Source organism: Bacillus sp. EB106-06-01-XG163, from assembly GCF_058791615.1.
The window spans coordinates 35,721-59,808 of the sequence record NZ_JBYTDS010000001.1; the positions used below are offsets into that span (position 1 = coordinate 35,721).

Below are 24,088 nucleotides of genomic sequence, written 5' to 3' on the forward strand. Positions count from 1 at the left end.
ATGTCGGTATTTAAAACTCAAGAAACGTACTGGGAAAACCTGTTTGATGAAGAAGACGGTCTAAGCGCATTCCCTTACTTTAAAGCAGCGGATAAAGCGTCGTTGGTCCGTACCGGCTACCAGGAAAAATGCATCTGCCGTTCCTTATCTCCGGAAGTATCTCAAAGAATCATGACAATGGCGAATCATTCCGATATGGCGGCCTATCTGATTTTATTGGCGGGTATTGAATGCTTGTTATATAAATATACGGATCGAACGAGCCTGATTCTTGGCATTCCAACGGTATCGAAGCAAAAAGCCGGCCAGTCAGCCGTTAACAACATTGTCCTCTTAAAAAATACGCTTTCAAACGAGAGCACATTTAAAACCGTATTCGGGCAGCTGAAAGAAGCCGTTAATGATTCTCTGAAAAATCAAAACCTGCCGTTTAGAAAAATGGCCCGGCATCTAAGCGTGCAATACAATGACGAGCATATGCCTTTGATTCATACCGTCGTTTCGCTTAACGAAATTCATTCCTTGCAATGTAAAGAAGATACTGCAACCGATACGCTGTTTCACTTTGATTTGGAGAACAACGGGATTCATTTGAAGCTTTTTTATAACGGCAATCTGTACGATGAGCACTATATCAATCAAATTGTATCCCATTTGGATCAGCTGCTGTCTGTGATCCTGTTTCAGCCTCAAGCCGCGATCCATACGGCAGAGATCTTACCGGAAGCGGAAAAACAGAAGCTATTGTTTGATTTTAACGACACCGTCAGAGATTTCTCCGGGAGCAGAACAGTCTATCAATTATTTGAAGAGCAGGCAGAAAGAACGCCTGAGAATGCGGCCGTCAAATTTAAAAACGACCATTTGACGTACAGGGAACTGAATGAGAAGGCGAGCCGTTTGGCAAGAACATTGCGTAATTGCGGGGTTCAACCCGATACGTTAGTCGCCATTCTCGCTGATCGTTCATTAGAGATGATCGTATCCATTATAGCTGTTTGGAAGGCAGGGGGCGCTTATGTGCCCCTGGATCCTGAATATCCAAAAGAGCGGCTTCAATATTTGCTTCATGATGCGGATGCAGACGTTCTCCTTGTTCAGCATCATTTAAAAAACAGTCTCGCCTTTGACGGCCCGGTGATTGATTTGAATGATGAAACATCATACCATGCCGATTGCTCATTGTTATCACCAGTAGCGGGACACAGCCATTTAGCCTATGTCATTTATACGTCGGGTACAACAGGAAAGCCGAAAGGGGTCATGGTTGAACACGGCGGCATTGTGAACTCGCTTCAGTGGAAGAAGGCGTTTTTCAGGCATTCTCCGGCGGATCGCGTACTTGTCTTGTACCCGTATGTTTTTGATGCGTTCATTTTAAATTTCTTCGGCCCGCTCATCTCAGGAGCAACTTTGCACCTTTTGCCTAATGAAGAGAATAAAGAAACTTTCGCCATTCAAAATGCCATAAAACAAGAAAGAATTACCCATTTTTCAACTTCCCCCCGTCTTCTGAAAACGATGATTGAACAGATGAACAGAGAGGATTTCATCCATGTTCAGCATGTTGTTGTAGGCGGTGAGCAGCTGGAAACAGATACAGTTGAGAAGCTGCATTCTCTGCAGCCTCGCATTCGGATCAATAATGAATACGGACCGACAGAAAACAGCGTGGTATCTACATTTCACCCTGTTCAGTCCGCTGATGAACAGATCACAATCGGCAGCCCGGTGGCCAACCATCAAGCTTATATTTTAGGAGCGCACCATCAAATCCAGCCGATCGGCGTACCGGGAGAGCTGTATGTCGGAGGAGCGGGAGTGGCCCGCGGCTACCTCAATCGGCCTGAATTGACGGAGGAAAAATTTGTGGAGCATCTGCATGTCCCTGGTCAAAAGATGTATAAAACGGGGGATCTCGCCAGATGGCTGCCGGATGGAAGAATCGAATATTTAGGGCGGATTGATCATCAAGTGAAAATTCGCGGCTACCGGATTGAGATCGGCGAGGTAGAGGCAGCCATGTTCAATCTGGAAAACGTTCGTGAAGCCGCAGTCGTCGCGCGGGAAGACGCAGACGGGGCCAAACAATTGTATGCCTATTATGTCGGCGAGCCTTCTTTGACCGCTGCGCAGTTCAGAGAAGAATTATCCCGGGAACTGCCGAATTATATGATTCCCTCCCGCTTTATCCCTTTGGAACGCATTCCGCTCACTTCCAATGGGAAGATTGATATGAAAGCTTTGCCTGCTGCTGACGAAAATACGCGGGCGGAATACGAATACATAGCCCCGCGGAACACAATAGAAGAACTGCTGGCGTCCATCTGGCAAGAAGTATTAGGGGCAGAACGTATAGGAATTCTGGATAATTTCTTTGATTTTGGCGGAGATTCGATTAAATCAATTCAGGTGTCATCCAGATTGTATCAAGCCGGATACAAGGTTGATATGAAGCATTTGTTTAAACACCCCTCGATTGCTGAACTTAGTCAGTTTGTAGCACCGGTCAGCAGGATGGCTGATCAAGGAGAAGTGAATGGCGGAACCAAGCTGACCCCGATACAGCATTGGTTTTTTGAGCAAAAAATGCCGCATGCACACCATTACAATCAGGCCGTCATGTTATATTCGGCGGAAGGCTTTAAAGAGGGCCCGCTTCGCCGGACGATGGAACGGATCGCGTCGCATCACGATGCCTTGAGGATGATTTTTGAAAAAACGCCGGACGGATACGCTCCGCGAATTACAGGAACAGATGAAAGTGAACTATTCCATCTGGAAGTGATGAATTATAAAGGGGAAACCGATCCGGCTCAAGCGATTGCCGATAAAGCGAATGAGATTCAAAGCAGCATGGTATTAGACAAAGGGCCATTGATGAAGCTCGGTTTGTTCCAATGTCCGGACGGAGATCATTTGCTGATTGCAATTCATCATTTGCTGATTGACGGTGTATCCTGGCGTATTTTGCTCGAAGATTTTGCAAGCGGTTATGAGCAGGCAGAACGCAGACAAACGATCCAGCTCCCGCAAAAAACAGACTCGTTTCCATTCTGGGCCGATCAATTGTCCAAATATGCGGCGGAAACCGATATGGAAGAGGAGATTGCGTATTGGACCGAGCTTTCAAGTATAAAGCCTCAGCCATTGCCTAAGGACACTATCAGCGAAGGAGCGTTATTAAGAGACAGCGAAGAAGTGACGATTCAATGGACAAAAGAGGAAACGGAGCAATTATTAAAACAAGCGAACCGCGCCTACAACACGGATATCAACGATCTGCTGCTGACTTCGTTAGGGCTGGCTGTTCACAAGTGGACAGGCACGGAAGACATTGTCGTGAATTTGGAAGGCCACGGGAGAGAACCGATTATTCCGGATGCTGACATTTCCCGCACGATAGGATGGTTCACAAGCCAGTACCCTGTCGTCCTGAGGATGGAAGCCGGAAAAAACCTGTCGCAGCGGATCAAGATCGTTAAAGAAGGGCTGCGCCGTATCCCTGACAAAGGAATGAATTACAGCATCATCAAATATATATCCGGGCATCCGGAAGCCGACAGCCTGCAGCTGAAACCGGAGATATCGTTTAACTATTTGGGACAATTTGACCAAGACCTGAAGCATCAGGCTTTGCGCATCTCGCCTTTTTCCACAGGGTTATCAATGAACGAAAACCAAGAGAGAACGGCCGTGCTTGATTTGAACGGCATGATTGCCGAAGGGACATTATCACTGACACTGAGCTACAGCAGCAAACAATACGAAAGATCTACTATGGCTCAATTTGCCCGGGGGTTGAAAGAAAGTCTGCAAGAAGTCATTGCACATTGCGTAAGCCGGCAGCAGACTTCTCTCACACCAAGTGACATCCTGTTAAAAGACATCTCAATCGACGAACTGGAACAGCTTTTGGAGCAGACGCGTGAATTAGGCGAAGCGGAAAATATTTATCCATTAACGCCGATGCAGAAGGGCATGCTGTTTCACAGCTTATTTGATCCGAATTCAGGTGCTTATTTTCAGCAAACGATGTTTGATCTGCATGGAGATCTGGAAATTGATTCATTTTCAAAAAGCTTGGACGGCTTATCGCAAAAATATGATATTTTCCGCACGAATTTTTACAGAGGCTGGAAAGATCAGCCGCTCCAAATCATATTCAAAACGAAAAAAATCGGTTTTCAATTCAATGACTTACGAGAGATGAAGGAATCACAAAAAGAAGCGATGATTCAGAAATATGCCAGAGAAGATAAGATGCGGGGGTTCGACTTAGAAAAAGGCGCGTTAATGCGGTTATTCATCCTTCGTACGGATGAAAAGACATACCGTTTTATCTGGAGTTTCCACCATATTTTGATGGACGGCTGGTGTCTGCCGCTGATTACAAAAGAAATTTTCGAGAATTACTTTGCTTTGCTTCAGCAAAAGCAGCCTGAACAATCGTCAATTACTCCGTACAGTCAATATATTGAATGGCTCGGCCGACAAGATGCGAAAGAGGCCGCGGCTTATTGGGATCAGTACTTGGAGGGATATGAGGAGCAAACCGGCCTTCCTAAGGATCACCATGCAGCGGAGGACGGACGATACGTTCCTGAAAAAGTGACGTGTGACATAAGCTCCGATCTCACTTCGAAAATGAAGCGGACGGCAGGCAAGCATCATGTCACGCTGAACACGCTGCTGCAGACGGCATGGGCGGTTTTGCTGCAGAAATATAACCGTAGCCGGGACGTTGTGTTTGGAAGTGTTGTATCCGGAAGACCCGCTGGAATTCCAAACGTGGAAACCATGATCGGCTTATTCATTAACACCATTCCCGTCCGGTTTCGGTGTGAAGCCGGGACAACGTTTGCTGAGCTTATGAAAGAGGCGCAGGAAAGGGCTGTAGCGTCCCAAAAATTTGAGACGCACCCACTGTACGATATTCAAGCGCGTACAACGCAAAAGCAAGATTTAATTACACATTTAATGATATTCGAAAATTATCCGGTTGATCAGTATATGGAAAGTATAGGCCGCCAAAACGGAACATCCATCACGATTTCCAACGTACAAATGGAAGAACAGACCAACTACGATTTTAATTTGACCGTTATACCGGGCGACGAGATGAACATCTCTTTTGAATACAATGCAAATGTGTATGAGCGGGCAAGCATAGAGCGGGTTCGGGAACATTTCATGCAAATCCTGCATCAAGTCGTGACAGATGCGGATATCCGGGTGGATCAAGCGGAATTGTTAACGGAAGGCGAAAGAAGAACCCTTCTGCAGACGCTGAACGACACGGCTGCGCCGTTCCCGCAGACGCCGGTTCATCAATTATTTGAAGAGCAATCGCAGCGTACGCCCGATCAAGCAGCCGTCATTGATAAGGACAGGCAGCTCACGTACGGAGAGCTCAATAAGCGGGCCAACCGCCTGGCGCGAACGTTAAGAGCGAAAGGAGTGCAGACGGATCAGCCTGTAGCCATCATCACAAGAAACAGCATCGAATCGGTGGTCGGAATCCTTGCCGTTTTAAAATCAGGCGGAGCCTATGTACCTATAGATCCGGAATATCCGCAAGACCGCATCCGGTATATGCTGGATGACTCCCAAGCCGGAATCGTTTTAATGCAGCGGGACGTCAGGAAACAGCTTGCCTATGAAGGCGCCACGGTTTTACTTGATGATGAAAGTTCTTATCACCAAGATGGCTCTGACCTTGCTCCGATAAGTGATGTGAGCCATTTGGCATATGTCATTTATACGTCAGGTTCCACAGGCCGGCCAAAAGGCGTACTAATCGAGCACGGAGGCTTGACCAATTATATTTGGTGGGCGAAAGAAGTTTATGTAAAAGGCGAGAAAGCCAACTTCCCATTGTATTCGTCAATTTCTTTTGATCTGACGGTGACTTCTATTTTCACGCCGCTTGTCACAGGCAATGCAATCATCGTCTATGACGGAGAGGATAAAACAGCTCTGCTTGAATCAATTGTGCGGGACCCGAGGGTGGATATCATTAAATTGACCCCGGCCCATTTGCAGGTCTTGAAAGAAATGAACATTGCCGATCAAACGGCTGTCCGAAGAATGATTGTGGGCGGGGAAAACTTAAGCACCCGGTTAGCCCGCAGCATTCATGAACAGTTCGAAGGCCGGATTGAAATATGCAATGAGTACGGACCGACGGAAACCGTTGTCGGCTGCATGATTTACCGTTATGATGCCGCAAAGGACAGGCGGGAATCAGTACCGATCGGAACCGCTGCGGCAAATACGAGCATTTACGTTCTTGATGAGAATATGAAACCCGCGCCGATCGGTGTCCCGGGAGAGATCTATATCAGCGGCGCCGGTGTGGCAAGAGGATATTTGAACCGTCCCGAATTAACGGCAGAGAAATTTGTCGATGACCCGTTTGAACCCGGAGCGAAGATGTATAAGACCGGAGATTTGGCGAAGTGGCTGGCGGACGGAAACATTGAATATGCGGGCAGAATAGATGAACAAGTGAAAATCAGAGGCTATCGTATCGAATTAGGCGAGATCGAGGCGGCACTGCTTCAAGAAGAAGTGATTAAGGAAGCTGTCGTTACAGCCAGAGAGGACGTCCACGGGTTTAAACAATTGTGTGCATATTACGTGAGCGGCGGGCAAACAACGGCAGCCCGGCTCCGGAAACAATTGTCTCAAACCCTTGCAAGTTATATGGTTCCGGCTTATTTTATCGAGCTTGATGAAATGCCTTTAACTTCTAACGGAAAAATAAACAAAAAAGGGCTGCCGGCTCCGGATTTCGAACTGCAGGACAGAGCAGAGTATAAAGCTCCCCGAACAAAAGCTGAAGAAATATTAGTTTCTGCCTGGGAATCGGTATTAGGCGCTGAAAACGTCAGTATTCTTGATAATTTCTTCGATCTTGGCGGAGATTCCATTAAATCCATTCAAGTATCCTCCAGATTAAATCAGCAAGGATACAAAATGGAAATCAAAGACTTGTTTCAATATGCAACAATTGCAGAATTGAGTCCGCATATCAAGCAGAATCTGCGTATAGCCGATCAAGGTGAGGTCAAAGGAAAAGTCAGCCTGACTCCTATTCAGCATTGGTTTTTCGAACAAACAACAACAGATCAGCATTATTACAATCAAGCCGTCATGCTGCATGCGCCGGAAGGTTTTCAGGAAACGCAGCTTCGTCAAACCCTGCAAAAGCTTGCTGAACATCACGATGCGCTCCGCATGACGTTCCGGACTACGGAAAATGGCTGTGAGGCACAGAATGAAGAAATCGCCCAAAGCGGACTGTACCGCTTAGAAGTCATGAATCTGAAAGAAGATCCCGATCCGGGACGTACAATTGAAGCCAAAGCTGATGAGATACAAAGCAGTATGCATTTAAGTGATGGGCCGTTAATGAAAGCCGGGTTGTTTCAATGCGCAGATGGAGATCATTTGCTCATTGCCATCCATCATTTGATTATAGACGGGATTTCATGGCGCATACTACTGGAAGATATCGTTAGCGGCTACAAGCAAGCCGAGAACGGGCGAGTGATTCAACTGCCGCAAAAAACAGACTCTTTCCAATTATGGGCTAAGAGACTGTCAGAATATGCGCAAAGTGAAACCATAAAACAAGAACAGGAATATTGGACAAAAATCGAACAAACCGAAGTCAAACCGCTGCCTAAAGATTTTCATGAAACCCATACAACTGCAAAAGACAGCGAAACAGCAACTGTGGAATGGACGAAAGAGGAAACGGAGCTCTTATTAAAACAAGCGAATCGCGCTTATCACACGGAAATAAACGATTTGCTTTTAACTTCTCTGGGTCTTTCCATATCGCATTGGTCAGGACTGGAACAAATTCCGATTCATTTAGAGGGACACGGCCGAGAACAGATTATACAAGATATAGATATCTCCCGCACGGTCGGGTGGTTTACAAGTCTGTATCCGGTTGTGCTGCACGCGCAGCCGGGCAAAGAAATCTCTGATTATATCAAGACGACCAAAGAAGGATTGCGCCAAATTCCGTATAAAGGGATCGGATATGGAATAGCAAGGTACTTAAGCGGCGGAATGCCATCGAAACTCAATCCTGAGATCAGCTTTAACTACCTGGGACAGTTTGACCAAGATTTACAGCAGCATGGGGTTCAGTTATCTTCTTATTCTTGCGGTTCAGACTCAAGCGGAAATCAAGAAAGACCGTATGTATTGAATATAAACGGAATGATCACCGAGGGCCGGCTGAAGCTTACGATCAGCTACAGCAGCAAACAGTACGCAAAAGAAACGATCATGCGGTTATCGGAAACGATTCAAAGCCGCCTGCGGACAATCATTACGCATTGCGTTCATAAAGAACAATCGGAACTGACGCCAAGCGATATTTTGTTAAAAGGCATATCCATTGACGAATTGGATCAGCTCCTCATTCAACTGCCGCATGCAGGTGAGGTTGAAAACGTGTATCCGCTCACTCCGATGCAGAAAGGAATGCTCTTCCACAGCCTGCTGGACGAGGCCTCAAGTTCTTATTTTGAACAAGCATCGTTCGATTTGCAGGGAGAGTTAAAGATTGATTGGTTTAAAGCAAGCCTTGAACGATTATTTGAAACATACGCCGTGCTCAGAACCCGTTTTTACAGCGGCTGGAACGATACTCCTTTACAAATTGTCTATAAAACGCAAACACCGCAAATTCATTTTGCAGATTTGCGTGATATAGAGGAGCACCTGAGAGAGGATGCAATCGCAGCCTATCAAAGAGAAGACAAGGCAAAAGGATTTGACTTGGCTCGGGATCCGCTGATGCGCATAGCGATTTTCCGTATGGAAGACCGCAAATATCATTTGATTTGGAGCTTCCATCATATTGTGATGGATGGCTGGTGCCTGTCTCTTATCACGAAGGAAGTGTTTGATCATTATAGCGCCTTACAGGAAGGCAGGGAACCAGAACCGCCATCGGCAGCTCCTTACAGCGACTATATCGAGTGGCTTGACCGCCAAGATCAGGGAGCGGCAAAGCGGTACTGGAGCGGGTATCTTGAAGGATATAAAGGTGAAACCACGCTTCTTCATAAAATAGCGCAGCATGAACAAAAAGAATACGCTTATGCCAATGTGATCTGCCGATTTGATCACGAACAGACAAAACAATTACAGCAGATCGCAAATCAGCATCAGGTTACGTTAAATACGTTGATCCAAACGTTATGGGGGATTTTGTTACAGAAATACAGCGGGTCCGCAGACGTTGTCTTCGGCAGTGTCGTGTCGGGAAGGCCGGCGGAAATTCCTGATGTGGAACAGATGATCGGTCTGTTCATCAATACGATTCCGGTTCGCATCCGCTGCGATGAGGACAGCACTTTTGCTGATACGATGCAAATGGTTCAACAAAACGCGCTGGCTTCCCAATCGTACGATACCTATCCTTTATACGAAATTCAGGCCCAAACGGAACAAAAGCAAAACTTAATTGATCATATCATGATCTTTGAAAATTATCCGATAGGGCAGCAAGTTGAAGAGGGCCATGATGCTGCGGATTTAAATATCGTGAATTTCCATATAGAAGAACACACCCATTACGATTTTAATGTAGTTGTCATCCCTGGCGAACAACTCACTGTTCATTTTAGTTTTAACCGAAATGAATATGAACAATCAGAGGCAGAGCGGATTCGCGGACATTTTGAACAGCTTATGCAGCAAGTATTGCAGCTGCCGTCTGTCAAAGTAGAAGAAATGGAACTTCTGACGCAGCAAGAAAAAGAACAGCTGCACAGCCGTTTTCAGTCTAACGAAATGCATTACCCACGTGAACAAACGATTCATCAGCTGTTCGAGGAACAAGCACTCCGGACGCCGGACCATGAGGCGGTTATATTCGAGGAGCAGCGTATGACATACCTTGAGTTAAATGAACGGGCCAATCAACTAGCACGCACTTTACGAGCTGAAGGCCTACAGGCCGACCAGCTTGTTGCGATCATGGCTGAGCGTTCTCTAGAAATGATGGTCGGGATTTATGCAATCCTGAAAGCGGGAGGCGCTTATGTGCCAATCGACCCGGATTACCCGGAGGAACGCATCCGCTACATCCTTGAAGATTCAGGAGCGACCCTGCTGCTGTCACAGCGTCACGTGAAAGAACGGGTTGCTTTTGCAGGAACGGTCATCGATCTCGATGATACTTCCGTTTACGATGATGACGTTTCTAACTTGGATCCGCTGTCCGGTGCGGGCGATAGGGCATATGTAATCTACACGTCCGGATCGACCGGCAAGCCCAAGGGGGTTATGGTTGAACATCGTCCGGTTATAAACCGGCTGATGTGGATGCAAAAGGCTTATCCGATCGGCAGCGGCGATACGATTTTACAAAAGACAGCGATCACCTTCGACGTCTCGGTATGGGAGCTGTTCTGGTGGGCTTTGACCGGTGCGAAGGTGTGCCTGCTTCCGCTCGGCGGAGAGAAAGACCCTGAAGTGATTTGGAACACAATAGAAGAGCAAAGTATCACGACAATGCATTTCGTCCCGGCGATGCTGCACGCCTTCCTGAAGTTTGCGGAAACACAGACGGCGAGCGGACAGACAAGCAAGCTGCGTACGTTGCGGCAAGTGTTTGCAAGCGGCGAGGCATTAATGCCGGCACATACGGCAAGATTTCATCGCCTTATTACGCCTGTGAACGGCGCCCAACTGATCAACCTGTACGGCCCGACGGAAGCAACAGTCGATGTGTCGTACTTCAACTGCGAAGCGAACCAAGCGTATGCATCGGTACCGATCGGCAAGCCGATCTCGAATATACAGCTGTATATGATGGCACCGGGATCAATGCGTCTACAGCCAGTCGGAGTACCGGGAGAGCTTTGTATCGCAGGCGACGGACTGGCGAGGGGGTACCTGAACCGTCCTGAGCTGACTGCGGAGAAGTTCGCGGATCATCCGTTCGAACCCGGCAAACGGATGTACCGGACGGGCGATCTGGCGAGATGGCTGCCGGACGGTAACATCGAATATTTGGGCCGGATCGATCATCAAGTGAAAATTCGAGGATACAGGATCGAACTCGGCGAGGTGGAAGCTCAGCTCTTAAAGATAGAGGCGGTACAGGAAGCAGTAGTCACCGCTCTTGAAGACGGAGACGGAGAAAAGCAGCTATGCGCATACTTTTCAGCGAACACCGAGCTGATGGTGAGCGAGCTGCGAATAGCGCTGTCGCAGGAACTGCCGGGGTATATGATCCCGTCGTACTTTATCCAACTGGAGCGTTTGCCGTTAACGGCAAACGGAAAAATCGACCGCAAAGCATTGCCAGCACCAGAAGGAGGCGTGCAAACAGGGATCGAATACGTTGCTCCCCGTACAGCGGCGGAAGCGCAGCTGGCGCATATCTGGCAAGAGGTGCTTGGACTTCCGCGTATCGGCGTGAAAGACAATTTCTTCGACATCGGCGGTCACTCGCTGCGGGCAACGACGCTGACGGCGAAGCTGCACAAAGAGATGGGGGTCAGCCTGCCGCTGCGGGAAGTGTTCCGATCGCCAACAATTGAAGAAATGGCAGAAACGATTACCGGAATGAAACACACAGCATATACATCTATCCCGACCGTTGAAGCAAAAGAATACTATGCCGTCTCCTCGGCGCAGAAACGGCTGTACATTTTGAATCAGCTGAAAGGCGGAGAGCTGAGCTACAACATGCCGAGTGTCATGAGAGCCGATGGAGCTCTGGATCGGGAACTTGTCGAGAAAGCGATCCGCAAGCTGATTCAGCGCCATGAAACGCTGCGTACCGGCTTTGAACTGATAGATGGAGAACCGGTGCAGCGGATCTATGACGACGTCCAATTTGCAGTGGAATTCACTCAAGCGAAAGAAGAACAGGCGGAAGCCCTCGTTCATGGGTTTGTGCGGGCATTTGACTTGGAGAAAGCGCCGCTGCTGCGGGTAGGACTGATCGAGCTTGCAAAAGACCGCCATTTGCTGCTGTTTGACATGCATCATATCATTTCCGATGGCGTATCTATCAAGAATTTGATTGAAGAGTTCGTTTCATTATATGAAGGAAAAGAATTGCCGCCATTGCGGGTTCAGTATAAAGATTATGCGGCGTGGCAGCTGTCGGATATGCAAAGCGAACGGGTGAAGAAACAGGAAGCGTACTGGCTGGATGTGTTCAGCGGAGAGGTTCCGGTGCTGGATATGCCAACCGACTACGGAAGACCGGCTGCGCGGAGCTTTGAAGGAGGACAAATCGAGTTTGTCATCGGACCGGAGTTGACGGAACAGCTGAAAGGCTTGGCACTGAAGAGCGAAAGCACGCTGTACATGGTCCTGCTGGCTGCTTATACGACCATGCTTGCCAAATACAGCGGGCAAGAAGACATCGTAGTAGGCAGCCCGATTGCCGGAAGAACCCATTCGGATTTGGAAAGCTTAATCGGCATGTTCGTGGGCACACTGGCGATACGAACGAATCCGGTCGGGGAAAAAACATTCCGGGAATACGTGCAGGAAGTCAAAGAGCATACATTAAAAGCGTATGAAAACCAAGAGTATCCATTCGACGAACTGGTGGACAAGCTGAATGTGTCCCGGGATTTCAGCCGCCATCCGCTGTTTGACACGATGTTCATATGGCAAAACACAGAACAGGGAGAATTGAGCCTCGATGATGTGCGTTTTACCCCTTATCCGGACAACCATGCGATGGCGAAGTTCGACCTGACGTTCCAAGCCGCAGAGAATGAAGACGGAATTACAGGTATGATCAGTTACGCGGCAGCGCTGTACAAGCAGGAAACTGCGGAACGCATGGCAAAGCACTTTATCCAATTGATCGAGGCGATTGCGAATAATCCGCAGGCGCCGCTTTCATCGCTGGAGATGATCACCGCGAAGGAGAAAGAGCAGATTGTGGAGAGATGGGGCCAACCGGCGATAGACTGCCCAAGGGACAAAACAATTCACCAATTGTTCGAGGAGCAGGCGGAGCGCACGCCGGAACATACGGCCGCAGTTTACGAGAAAAGCCGATTCACATACCGTGAGCTGAATGAGCGGGCCAACCGCCTGGCGCGGATTTTAAGAAGCGAAGGCGTGCAGCCTGACCAGCCTGTGGGTATTCTGGCAGAACGTTCTCTGGAAATGATCGTGGGGATTATGGCGATCCTGAAAGCCGGGGGCGCGTATGTGCCGATGGATCCGGACAGCCCGCAGGAACGCCTCTGCTATATTCTGGAGGATTCAGGAGCAAAGGTTCTGCTGGCACAGCCCCATTTACAAGATCGTGTATCCTTTGCCGGAGAGATTTTACTGCTGAATGACGAACGAATGAACAGCGGGGATGGCTCGAATCTGGTGACGGCAGCCGGACCGGATCACTTGGCGTATGTGATTTACACATCAGGCACAACCGGCAAGCCAAAAGGCACGCTGATTGAGCATCGCCAGGTCCTTCATTTGATGGAGGGGCTCCGCGGACAAGTGTACGGTGCTTATGATTCGGGATTGCGTGTGTCTTTGTTGGCACCGTACTATTTCGATGCATCGGTCAAGCAAATTTTCGCGGCACTGTTAGGGGGACATGCACTGTATATCGTCCCTAAAGCATCAGTATCAGACGGTTATGCCTTGTCAAACTATTATCGCACCCACCGTATTGACGTAACAGACGGAACACCGTCACATTTGCAATTGCTTATCGCTGCAGACAGCCTTCATGGGGTAACGATCCGGCACATGCTTATTGGAGGAGAGGCGCTCCCGCAGGCGACGGTGGCGCAATTGCTTGAATTGTTCGCTTCGAACGGGTCATCAATGCCGCTCATAACCAATGTATACGGTCCGACGGAAACCTGCGTGGATGCATCAGTCTTTCACATCGTACCGGAGACATTGGCATCCGCTGACGACGGCGGTTACGTGCCGATCGGCAAGCCGCTGGGCAACAACCGTGTGTATATTGTTGATTCCCATGATCGGATGCTGCCTATAGGTGTAAAAGGTGAGCTGTGCATCGCCGGAGACGGAGTAGGACGTGGGTATCTGAACTTGCCTGAATTAACGGGCGAAAAGTTTGTGGCCGATCCGTTTGTAATCGGAGAGCGGATGTATAAAACAGGCGACCTTGCCCGTTACCTGCCGGATGGAAACATTGAATATGCCGGAAGAAAGGATCACCAGGTCAAAATTCGCGGTTACCGGATCGAACTTGGCGAGGTGGAAGCCGCTCTTCTCAACATCGAGCATGTACAAGAAGCGGTGATCGTGGCCAGAGAAAATGCAGAGGGGCAAAGCGATTTGAATGCCTATTTTACAGGGGAGAAGTCACTGCCGATCAATCAGCTTAAAGAAAAACTCTCCGATCAAATACCAGGCTACATGGTTCCTTCATACTTGATGCAACTGGAGCAAATGCCGTTAACCTCCAATGGAAAAGTGAATCGCAGCGCGTTACCGCTGCCTGAAGCAGGCTTGCAGACCGGGATTGACTATGTTGCTCCAAGGACAAGACCGGAAGAGCAGCTGGTTCACATCTGGAAAGAAGTATTGAAGGTAGAACAAGTCGGCGTCAAAGATAACTTTTTCGATCTAGGCGGGCATTCGTTACGGGGGATGACGCTCGTTACCAAGATCCATAAGCAATTCGACAAAAGCATTTCATTGAGAGAAGTGTTTCAATACCCGACGATTGAAGAAATGGCGAGGGTCATTGCAGGCGCGGAAACCAGCGGACCGGATGAAATCCCTATTGCAGAAGCCAAAGATGTTTATCCTGTTTCTTCTGTGCAAAAGATGGTTTACCTGTCTACACAAATTGAAGGCGGAGAACTAAGTTACAACATGCCGGGGATTTTGACATTGGAAGGCAGGATCGACATGAATCGTTTACAATCTGCGTTCCAAAGTCTGATCCAGCGCCATGAATCGCTACAAACCGGATTTGAAATGATCCGCGGAGAGCTGGTGCAGGTGATCAAGCCGCAGGCGGATTTCTCTATAGAAAGGTACAAAGCAGCTGATGAAGAGGTCGAGGAGCTGTTCCGCAATTTCGTGCGGCCTTTCAATCTCAGTCAGGCTCCATTGCTTCGGGCCGGACTCATCGAATTAGAACAGGACAGACATGTTTTCATGTTTGACATGCATCATATCGTTTCAGACGGCGCTTCTATGAATATTTTTGTTGAAGAACTGATTCAATTGTATGACGGCAAAGAATTAACCCCGCTCCGGATTCAATACAAAGATTACACTGTATGGCAGCAGCAGGCGGAGCAGAGGGAACGCATCAAGAGGCAGGAGAACTATTGGCTGAACGTATTTCATGAGGAACTCCCGCCATTTGAGCTGCCGAAAGATTTTGCCAGACCGCGAATTCGAAGCTTTGAAGGAAAGCGATACAATTTCGCTCTCGATGAGACCGTGGTCCAGGGTATAAAACAGATGGAAGAATTGACCGGATCGACCGCTTACATGATCTTGCTGTCAGCCTATAACATACTGCTGGCCAAATACAGCGGTCAGGAAGATATCGTCGTCGGTACGCCTATTGCGGGAAGAATGCATGGAGATTTACAGCATATTATCGGGATGTTTGTGAATACGCTGGCCATCCGTACGGCCCCGGCTCGAGAAAAGACTTTTATGGACTATGTAACGGAAACAAAAGAAACGATGCTGAAAGCTTATGAAAATCAAGAGTATCCTTTTGAAGAATTAGTTGAGAAACTGGGAGTGAAACGGGACTTAAGCCGTAATCCGTTATTCGATACGATGTTTGTTCTGCAAAATACGGAACAAACGGATATCGAATTGGACTCTCTCGCGGTCAGACCATATGAACAAACAAATACGGCGGCCAAATTTGATTTGCAGCTGACCTTCGTGATGAATCCGCACGAGATTCAAGGAAGCTTTGAGTATTGCACGAAGCTGTTTAAACAGAAAACCATCGCTACGCTGAGCAAGGATTACGCCATGATTCTGTCGGCGATCATAAAAGACCCATCGATTCCTTTAAAAGAAATTCAATTAAGTGAGAAAGTAAACAAAAGTGAACACTTTGCAAGCGAAATCGAATTGAATTTCTAAAAACGGCCGGTACCGGCTGTCCCCGGCATGATGTTTTTACGGGGACAGCGGTCAGCCGGCTAAAACTTACTGGAGGGATATTAATGTCAGAATTTAAGCAACAGGAGTTGTTCTGGAGCAGCATGTTCGATGCGGAAGATCGTCCCAGTGCAATCCCTTCGTTTCAAATGTCGGACTCAGCAATAGAGCACGAGGCGCCGAGTGCACCCAACCGTATTCACAGTTCATTGAGCTCCGATGTAACCCTGCGCATCATGAAGATGACGAATAAATCGCCAATGGCCGTTTATATGGTTCTCCTGGTCGGAATCGAGTGTCTTTTGTACAAATATACGGGGGAAGAGGGCGTTATTGTAGGTGTACCGACCTTTGAAGACGAAACCGATGAAGACCTTCGTTTAGATCAAGTCATGTTAATCAAACAAAACATAAATGCGGACGGCACATTTAAATCCATTTTTAATGAATTCAAGCATACGCTGAACGGAGCCATCTTACATCAGCACGTTCCTTTCGATAAAATGGCCGGTCCATTAAATCTGAACTACGATTCAAATCATTTGCCAATGATCCACACGATTGTATCACTAGATCAGCTTCACCCCATTCGTTTTATAGAAACGGCTGCTTCTGATACGTTATTTCAGTTTTCCATAGAACATGATTCGATTCATTTAAAGTTAACTTATAATGAACAAGCTTATGATCGCCAGTATATGATGCAAGTGATCGAACATGTAAACCGGATTTTTTCGATTTTGTTATTCCAACCCGACCTTATGATCCGCCAGCTTAATATTCTGTCAGACTCAGAGACAAATCAACTCATCGCCTATAATCAAACAGCTGCAGAGTATCCAAGAGAAAAAATGATTCATCAATTTTTGGAGGAACAAGCGGAACGTACCCCTGATCAAACGGCTGTTGTCTACGAGGATAGCCGTCTGACGTACCGGGAATTGAATGAAAGGGCGAATCAACTCGCTCGGACACTGCAATCTGAGGGCGTGCAGCCGGATCAGCCGGTCGGGATTATGGCCGAACGCTCCCTGGATATGATTGTAGGGATCTTCGGGATCTTGAAAGCCGGCGGAGCGTATGTACCGATTGACCCGGGCTATCCGGAGGAACGGGTTCGATACATATTGGAGGATTCGGATACGAAGTTGTTACTCGTGCAGAATCAATCGCGAGAGAGAGTATCTTTTACGGGAAAAGTGCTGGATATGAAAGATCCGCAAAACTTTTGTGAAGACGGGTCGAATGTAGAGCCGGCTGCTGGTCCGGATCATCTGGCCTATGTTATTTATACATCGGGTTCAACGGGTAAGCCGAAAGGGGTTATGGTTGAGCACCGGTCGGTCATCAATCGGCTGGTGTGGATGCAGGAAAAATACCCTCTCGATGAGCGGGATGCGATTCTGCAAAAAACTGCGATCACCTTTGATGTATCAGTGTGGGAACTGTTCTGGTGGACGATATCAGGTTCCAGATTGGTTCTGTTGCCAAACGGAGGAGAAAAGAATCCCGAGCTGATTTTAGATACAATTGCACAAAAAGGTGTCAGCACAATGCATTTTGTACCGGCGATGCTGCATGCCTTCCTGGAATCCATGGATCAGAAGCCAAGCGGGATGTTGAAACAAAAATTAGCGTCATTAAGACATGTGTTTGCAAGCGGTGAGGCTTTGAAGCCTGTACATGTCTCAGGCTTCAAACGCATCATAACGTCGGTGAGCCAGGCTCAAATCATCAACTTGTACGGACCGACTGAGGCAACAATTGATGTATCATACTTTGATTGCCAGACGGAAGAAATGTATGCATCGATTCCGATAGGCAAACCGATTTCCAACATTCAATTGTATATATTACATGCTGATTTGGAACATATGCAGCCGATCGGTGTGGCGGGAGAACTGTGCATAGCGGGCGATGGGCTTGCAAGGGGCTACTTGAATCGTCCCGAACTGACGGCCGAGAAGTTTGTAAACCATCCGATTGCATCAGGAGAACGGATATACCGGACGGGAGACTTGGCAAGATGGCTGCCTGACGGCAATATCGAGTATTTGGGCCGGATTGATCACCAGGTGAAAATCCGCGGTTACCGCATTGAAATCGGCGAAGTCGAAGGCGCTTTTTTTCAGCTGCCGGCGATCAAAGAAGCCATCGTTATCGCCCGGGAAATCGAGGGGGAAACATCCTTGTGCGCCTATTATACCGCACAACATGCTTTAACTGCAGGCGAGCTCCGTGAAGAGCTGTCCCGCCAGCTTCCATCCTATATGATACCTGCGTATTTCGTTCAGCTGGAAGAGATGCCGCTTACTTTCAACGGGAAAATAGACCGTAAATCCCTTCCTTCTCCAAGAGAGAATCTTACAGGCATGAACTATGAAGCTCCTCGAACAGAACTGGAAAAAATACTGGCCGCGGTGTGGGAGTCGGTCTTAGGCTTAGAACGGGTCGGAATCTCAGATCATTTTTTCGAATTGGGGGGCGATTCCATTAAGTCGATTCAAGTGACCTCAAGATTATACCAAGCCGGGTATAAGTTTGAAATCAAACACTTGTTTAAATACCCAACGATCTCCGAGCTTGTTCCATACGTAGAGCCGGTAACCCGAATCGCAGAACAAGGGGAAATTAAAGGCCGGGCGCTGCTGACACCGATTCAGCATTGGTTTTTTGACCAGAAATACCCGGAATTACACCATTACAATCAAGCGGTTATGCTTTATTGGAAAGAGGGACTGGATGAATCAAAGCTTCGGGACGTCATGAAGAAGATCACAGAGCATCACGATGCTTTGCGCATGGTCTATGTTCCGACAGAAGATGGATATGAAGCCCGAAATCGCGGGATCGATGAAGGTGATCTGTTCAGCCTTGAAGTGATCTCATTACGCGAAGAAAAAAATGTGTCCCAGACGATAGAAACCATTTCCAATGAGATGCAGCAATCCATTCATTTAGCTGAAGGACCGCTCATGAAACTGGGATTGTTCCGGTGTCAAGAGGGAGATCATTTGCTGATTACGGTTCATCATCTGGTCATCGACGGCGTATCGTGGAGGATTTTACTTGAGGATATAGCGGCAGCTTATGAGCAGCTTCAAAACGGCGAAGCGATCCGGCTTCCGAAGAAAACGGACTCTTACCTGTTATGGGCTGAACAGTTGAATCGTTATGCAGAAAGTCAGGAATTCGAAGCGGAAAATCAATACTGGTTCAGACAGAAACAGAATCCGCAGCATACATTGCCAAAGGACAATGAACAGGAGACCGGTCTGGCCAAAGACAAGGAAACGGTCATCGTTCAATGGACCGTTGAGGAAACCGAACGTTTATTAAAAAACGCTCATCGGGCTTATTCGACCGATATGAACGATTTATTACTGACCGGTCTGGGAACTGCAATTCACCGTTGGACCGGATATGAAGACATTCTCATTGATCTTGAAGGACACGGCAGAGAGTCTATCATTCCGGATCTCGATATTTCGCGTACGGTGGGATGGTTCACAAGCCTATATCCGGTTTCGCTTCAAATCAAGGCTGATCAGGATATCCCGCAGCGGATTAAAACAGTGAAGGAAAATTTGCGTCAGATCCCCCAAAAAGGAATAGGTTACGGCCTGATCAAATATTTGTCCGATCACCCGAAGGCACATGAATGGACCGGACATCCGGAAATACGTTTCAATTATTTGGGTCAATTTGATCAAGATGTCCGGAACGGCAAGATGGAGGTATCCCCTTACTCAAGCGGGAAAACAGCCAGTGACAATCGTCCCTTGACCTATACACTTGATATCAACGGCATGATTTCAGACGGCCGATTGTCGCTGGCCATCAGCTATTGCGGTAAACAATATCAAAGAGAAACAATGGAAGCCTGTGCCGATCTCTTAAAAAGCAGCCTGCAGCAAGTCATCGCACATTGTGATGCTCAAGATCAAATTCACCTGACGCCAAGCGATATTTCGTTAAAAGGTATAACGATCGGTGAACTGGATCAATTTGTACAGCAAACGAGTCATCTCGGTGACATTGAAAATATATACCCATTAACCCCGATGCAGAAAGGAATGTTGTTCCACAGCTTGATCGATTCGGCTTCCGAAGCTTACTTTGAACAAGCCGCTTTTGATCTGAAAGGTTTCTTGGATATCGATGCATTCAGGATGAGTTTGGCGCATCTGGCCGAAAAATATGACATTCTTCGGACTCTTTTTTATACAGAATGGAAAGATCAGCCTTTGCAGATTGTATTCCGGCAAAAGCCGATTGAAATGGCCGTTGAAGATATTCGCAGCATGAACAGTCATCAGCGCAGCGAGTTTATTGCCGATTTTGCAAGAAGAGATAAGGCGCGGGGATTCAATCTCACCCGGGATGCTTTAATGCGCATATCAATCCTGCGGACAGAGGAAGACCAAGCGCGATTGATATGGAGCTTTCATCATATTTTAATGGATGGCTGGTGTTTGCCTCTTGTTACGAAAGAAGTGTTTGAAACCTATTATGCGATACTCGAGCAAAGGCAGCCGAAGCGGGGAGCCGTCACTCCATACAGCCGATATATCGAATGGCTGGATCAACAAGATCACAAGCAGGCGTCAGCCTATTGGCGTAACTATTTAGAAGGTTATGAAGGGCAGACTGTTTTGTTACAAGAACAATCTTCCGGCCAGGCGAAAGGATACGAAAAAGGTGAGCATGAGTTTCGTTTAGGAAAGCGGCTCACAGATGAAATCAAACGGGCCGCAAGCCGTCAGCAAGTCACCGTCAATACATGGATACAAACCGCATGGGGCTTATTGCTGCAAAGATACAACGGGAGTCAGGATGTCGTCTTCGGCACGGTCGTATCCGGCAGACCAGCAGAAATTCCGGGAATTGAAACCATGGTCGGTTTATTTATCAATACCATTCCCGTACGTATTCATACGCAGCCTGAAATGACAGCTGCACAAGTATTGAAAATGAACCAGGAGCGGGCACTGGCTTCTCAAAAATATGATACATTCCCGTTGTATGACATTCAGGCTCAAACTGAGCAAAAGCAGCAGTTGATCAATCATATTATGGTATTTGAAAATTACCCGGTTGAAAAACAAATAGAACATATGAAGCAGGATGACAACGCATTAGACATTCTCGATTTTCATATGGAAGAACATACTCATTACGATTTTACTTTTATAGTGATGCCGGATGGAGAAATTGACATTCGTTTTGTATACAATCGCGATGTTTATGACCAAGCAAGTGTCGAACGGATGCAGACGCATTTCATACAAATCATGAAGCAAATGGCGGACGATCAGGAAATTCGCGTTCAAGACCTTGATATCGTAACAGCGGATGAGCGATCGCTCCTGATAGATAAGTTCAACGATACGGCGGCGGAGTATCCAAAGGGAAAGACGATTCATCAATTGTTTGAAGAACAAGCGGAGCGAACGCCGGAGCAAGCGGCGATTGTTTTTGAAGATAAGAAGCTGACGTATCGGTTATTAAATGAACGCGCCAATCAGCTGGCCCGAACCTTGGTTGCCAAAGGACTTCAGGCCGAGGAGCTTGTCGGCATTATGGCAGAACGTTCACCGGAGATGGTGATAGGCATCCTTGCTATTTTGAAAGCCGGGGGCGTTTACGTACCGATCGATCCGGATTATCCGAAAGAACGCATCCATTATATGCTTGAGGATTCTAACGTCTCTATCTTATTATTGCAACATCATCTTCTGGAAGGTACCGATTATCAAAGTCATACTATCTTCCTTGACGATCCGTCATCATACGGCGCCGAAGCATCTAATCTCAATCTGAACGTGATGCCAAATCAATTAGCCTACATTATTTATACATCAGGAACAACGGGGAATCCGAAAGGCACGCTCATTGAACATAAAAACGTGGTTCGTCTGTTATTTAATAATAAAAATGTTTTTGATTTTAATGCATCGGACACATGGACTTTGTTTCATTCCTTCTGCTTTGACTTTTCAGTATGGGAAATGTACGGAGCGCTGCTGTATGGGGGCAAATTAGTGATTGTTCCGAAACAAATAGCAAAAAACCCGGAAAGGTATTTGCAATTGTTAAAATCGGAAGCTGTGACCATTTTAAATCAAACGCCAAGTTATTTCTATCAACTGATGCAGGAAGAGAGAGCAGATCCCGAATCCAATTTAAACATCCGAAAAATCATATTTGGCGGAGAGGCGTTAAATCCATCCTTCTTGAAAGACTGGAAGCTTAAATATCCTTTAACACAATTAATCAATATGTACGGCATCACCGAAACTACCGTTCATGTCACATATAAAGAAATCACGGAACGGGAAATCGACGAGGGCAGAAGCAACATCGGACAACCTATTCCTACTCTGCAAGCGTATATTTTGGACGAATATCAGCGCATTCAGGTAATGGGCATACCGGGCGAACTCTATGTGGCAGGAGAGGGACTGGCCAGAGGATATTTGAACCGCCCGGAATTAACGGCTGAGAAATTTGTTGAACACCCGTTTGCCGCAGGCGAAAAAATGTACAAAACGGGAGATGTCGCCCGGTGGCTGCCTGACGGCAATATCGAGTATTTGGGAAGAATTGATCATCAGGTGAAAATCCGAGGCTACCGGATTGAAATTGGCGAGGTCGAAGCGGCTTTATTGCAATCGGAATCTGTCAAAGAAGCGGTCGTCATCGCAATTGAAGAAGAGGGCTCAAAGCAGCTGTGCGCCTACTTGTCAGGAGACGATTCATTAAATACGGCGCAGCTGAAGAGCCATTTGCTGAATAAACTGCCCGCTTATATGATACCGGCTTACTTTGTCCAAATGGAGAAGATGCCGATAACCGCAAATGGAAAAATCGATCGAAAAGCTTTGCCGGCTCCTGAGGGAAATAGGCTCACCGGAACCGAATACGAAGCGCCCGGAACGTTAATTGAAAAGCAGCTGGCCGAGATATGGAAGAACATTTTAGCTCTCAGCGACCCGGGAATTAAAGATAACTTCTTTGACGTTGGCGGCCATTCGCTCAAAGTATTGCAAGTAATTCATCAAATCAACGACCGTATGGGAATCAAAATGCATTATCAAGCCGTATACGATTTTCCTACCATCGAAACAATGGCACGCGCCATTCAAGCGGCAGTTTTCGAGTCCAAGACGGATAACGTATTCGTCAAGATGAATCAGAACGGTTTAATCCCTGTGTTCTGTTTCCCGCCTTTAATCGGATACGGGCTGGTCTATAATGAAATGGCGAAAAGACTTGACGGCCGCTGCACCGTCTATGCCGCTGATTTCCTAGAAGAGCCGTCTTACGAGCAAGAGATCGTTGACCGATATGCAGAAAGCATGATAGGCATTCAGGAACAAGGGCCCTTTGTTTTACTTGGTTACTCCTCGGGGTCGAATTTGGCTTTTGAGGTTACCAAAGCCTTAGAGAAGCGCGGACGCATCGTATCGGACATTATGATGCTTGATTCTAAAAGAGCCGTTTCGGTGAATTATTTTTCGGAAGAGGAAACCGAAGAGATCATTCATCGGAATCTGGATATCATTCCGGATTATTATAGAGAATTATTAACCATTCCTTCGATTAAGGATAAAATCAGAAGCTATCTCACATATCACAATAAACTGATCAATTCCGGCGCGGTGAACGCCAACATTCATCATTTTCTATGCGGCGAGTTGACCGATAGAGGATGGAAGCAATCAACCGCACAGCATTACCTTGAGTACAAATTAAAAGGAGACCATGTGACGATCTTTGACCCTCACAATATTGAAGAAAATACGGATACAATTCGATCTATTATCAAAAGGATTGAAGAACGGCATCATCACGGACTTGTTCTTGAAGAACAACTGTCAATGGGATCGTTTGCGGGGGACACGAAGTTTGACAAAATGTAAGTGATTCAGGGCAAAATGCC

2 protein-coding genes are annotated in these 24,088 nt (G+C 47.1%); both read left to right on the top strand.

Annotated elements, in window-relative coordinates; translation table 11 throughout:
- A complete protein-coding gene (locus AC3WTF_RS00120) occupies window positions 1-16,125 on the top strand; it encodes a non-ribosomal peptide synthase/polyketide synthase (protein ID WP_492314149.1) in 16,125 nt (5,374 codons plus the stop codon).
- A gap of 83 nt (window positions 16,126-16,208) precedes the next feature.
- Window positions 16,209-24,068: a bacillomycin D non-ribosomal peptide synthetase BamC gene (gene bamC / locus AC3WTF_RS00125; protein WP_020955897.1), complete on the top strand. Its 7,860-nt coding sequence runs from the start codon at window positions 16,209-16,211 to the stop codon at window positions 24,066-24,068.
- The last annotated feature ends 20 nt before the right edge of the window (window positions 24,069-24,088 follow it).

Bases quoted from the DNA above. Each gene is read 5' to 3' on its own strand.
- AC3WTF_RS00120 (WP_492314149.1), top strand. From the start codon at position 1: ATGTCGGTATTTAAAACTCAAGAAACGTACTGGGAAAACCTGTTTGAT.
- bamC (WP_020955897.1), top strand. From the start codon at position 16,209: ATGTCAGAATTTAAGCAACAGGAGTTGTTCTGGAGCAGCATGTTCGAT.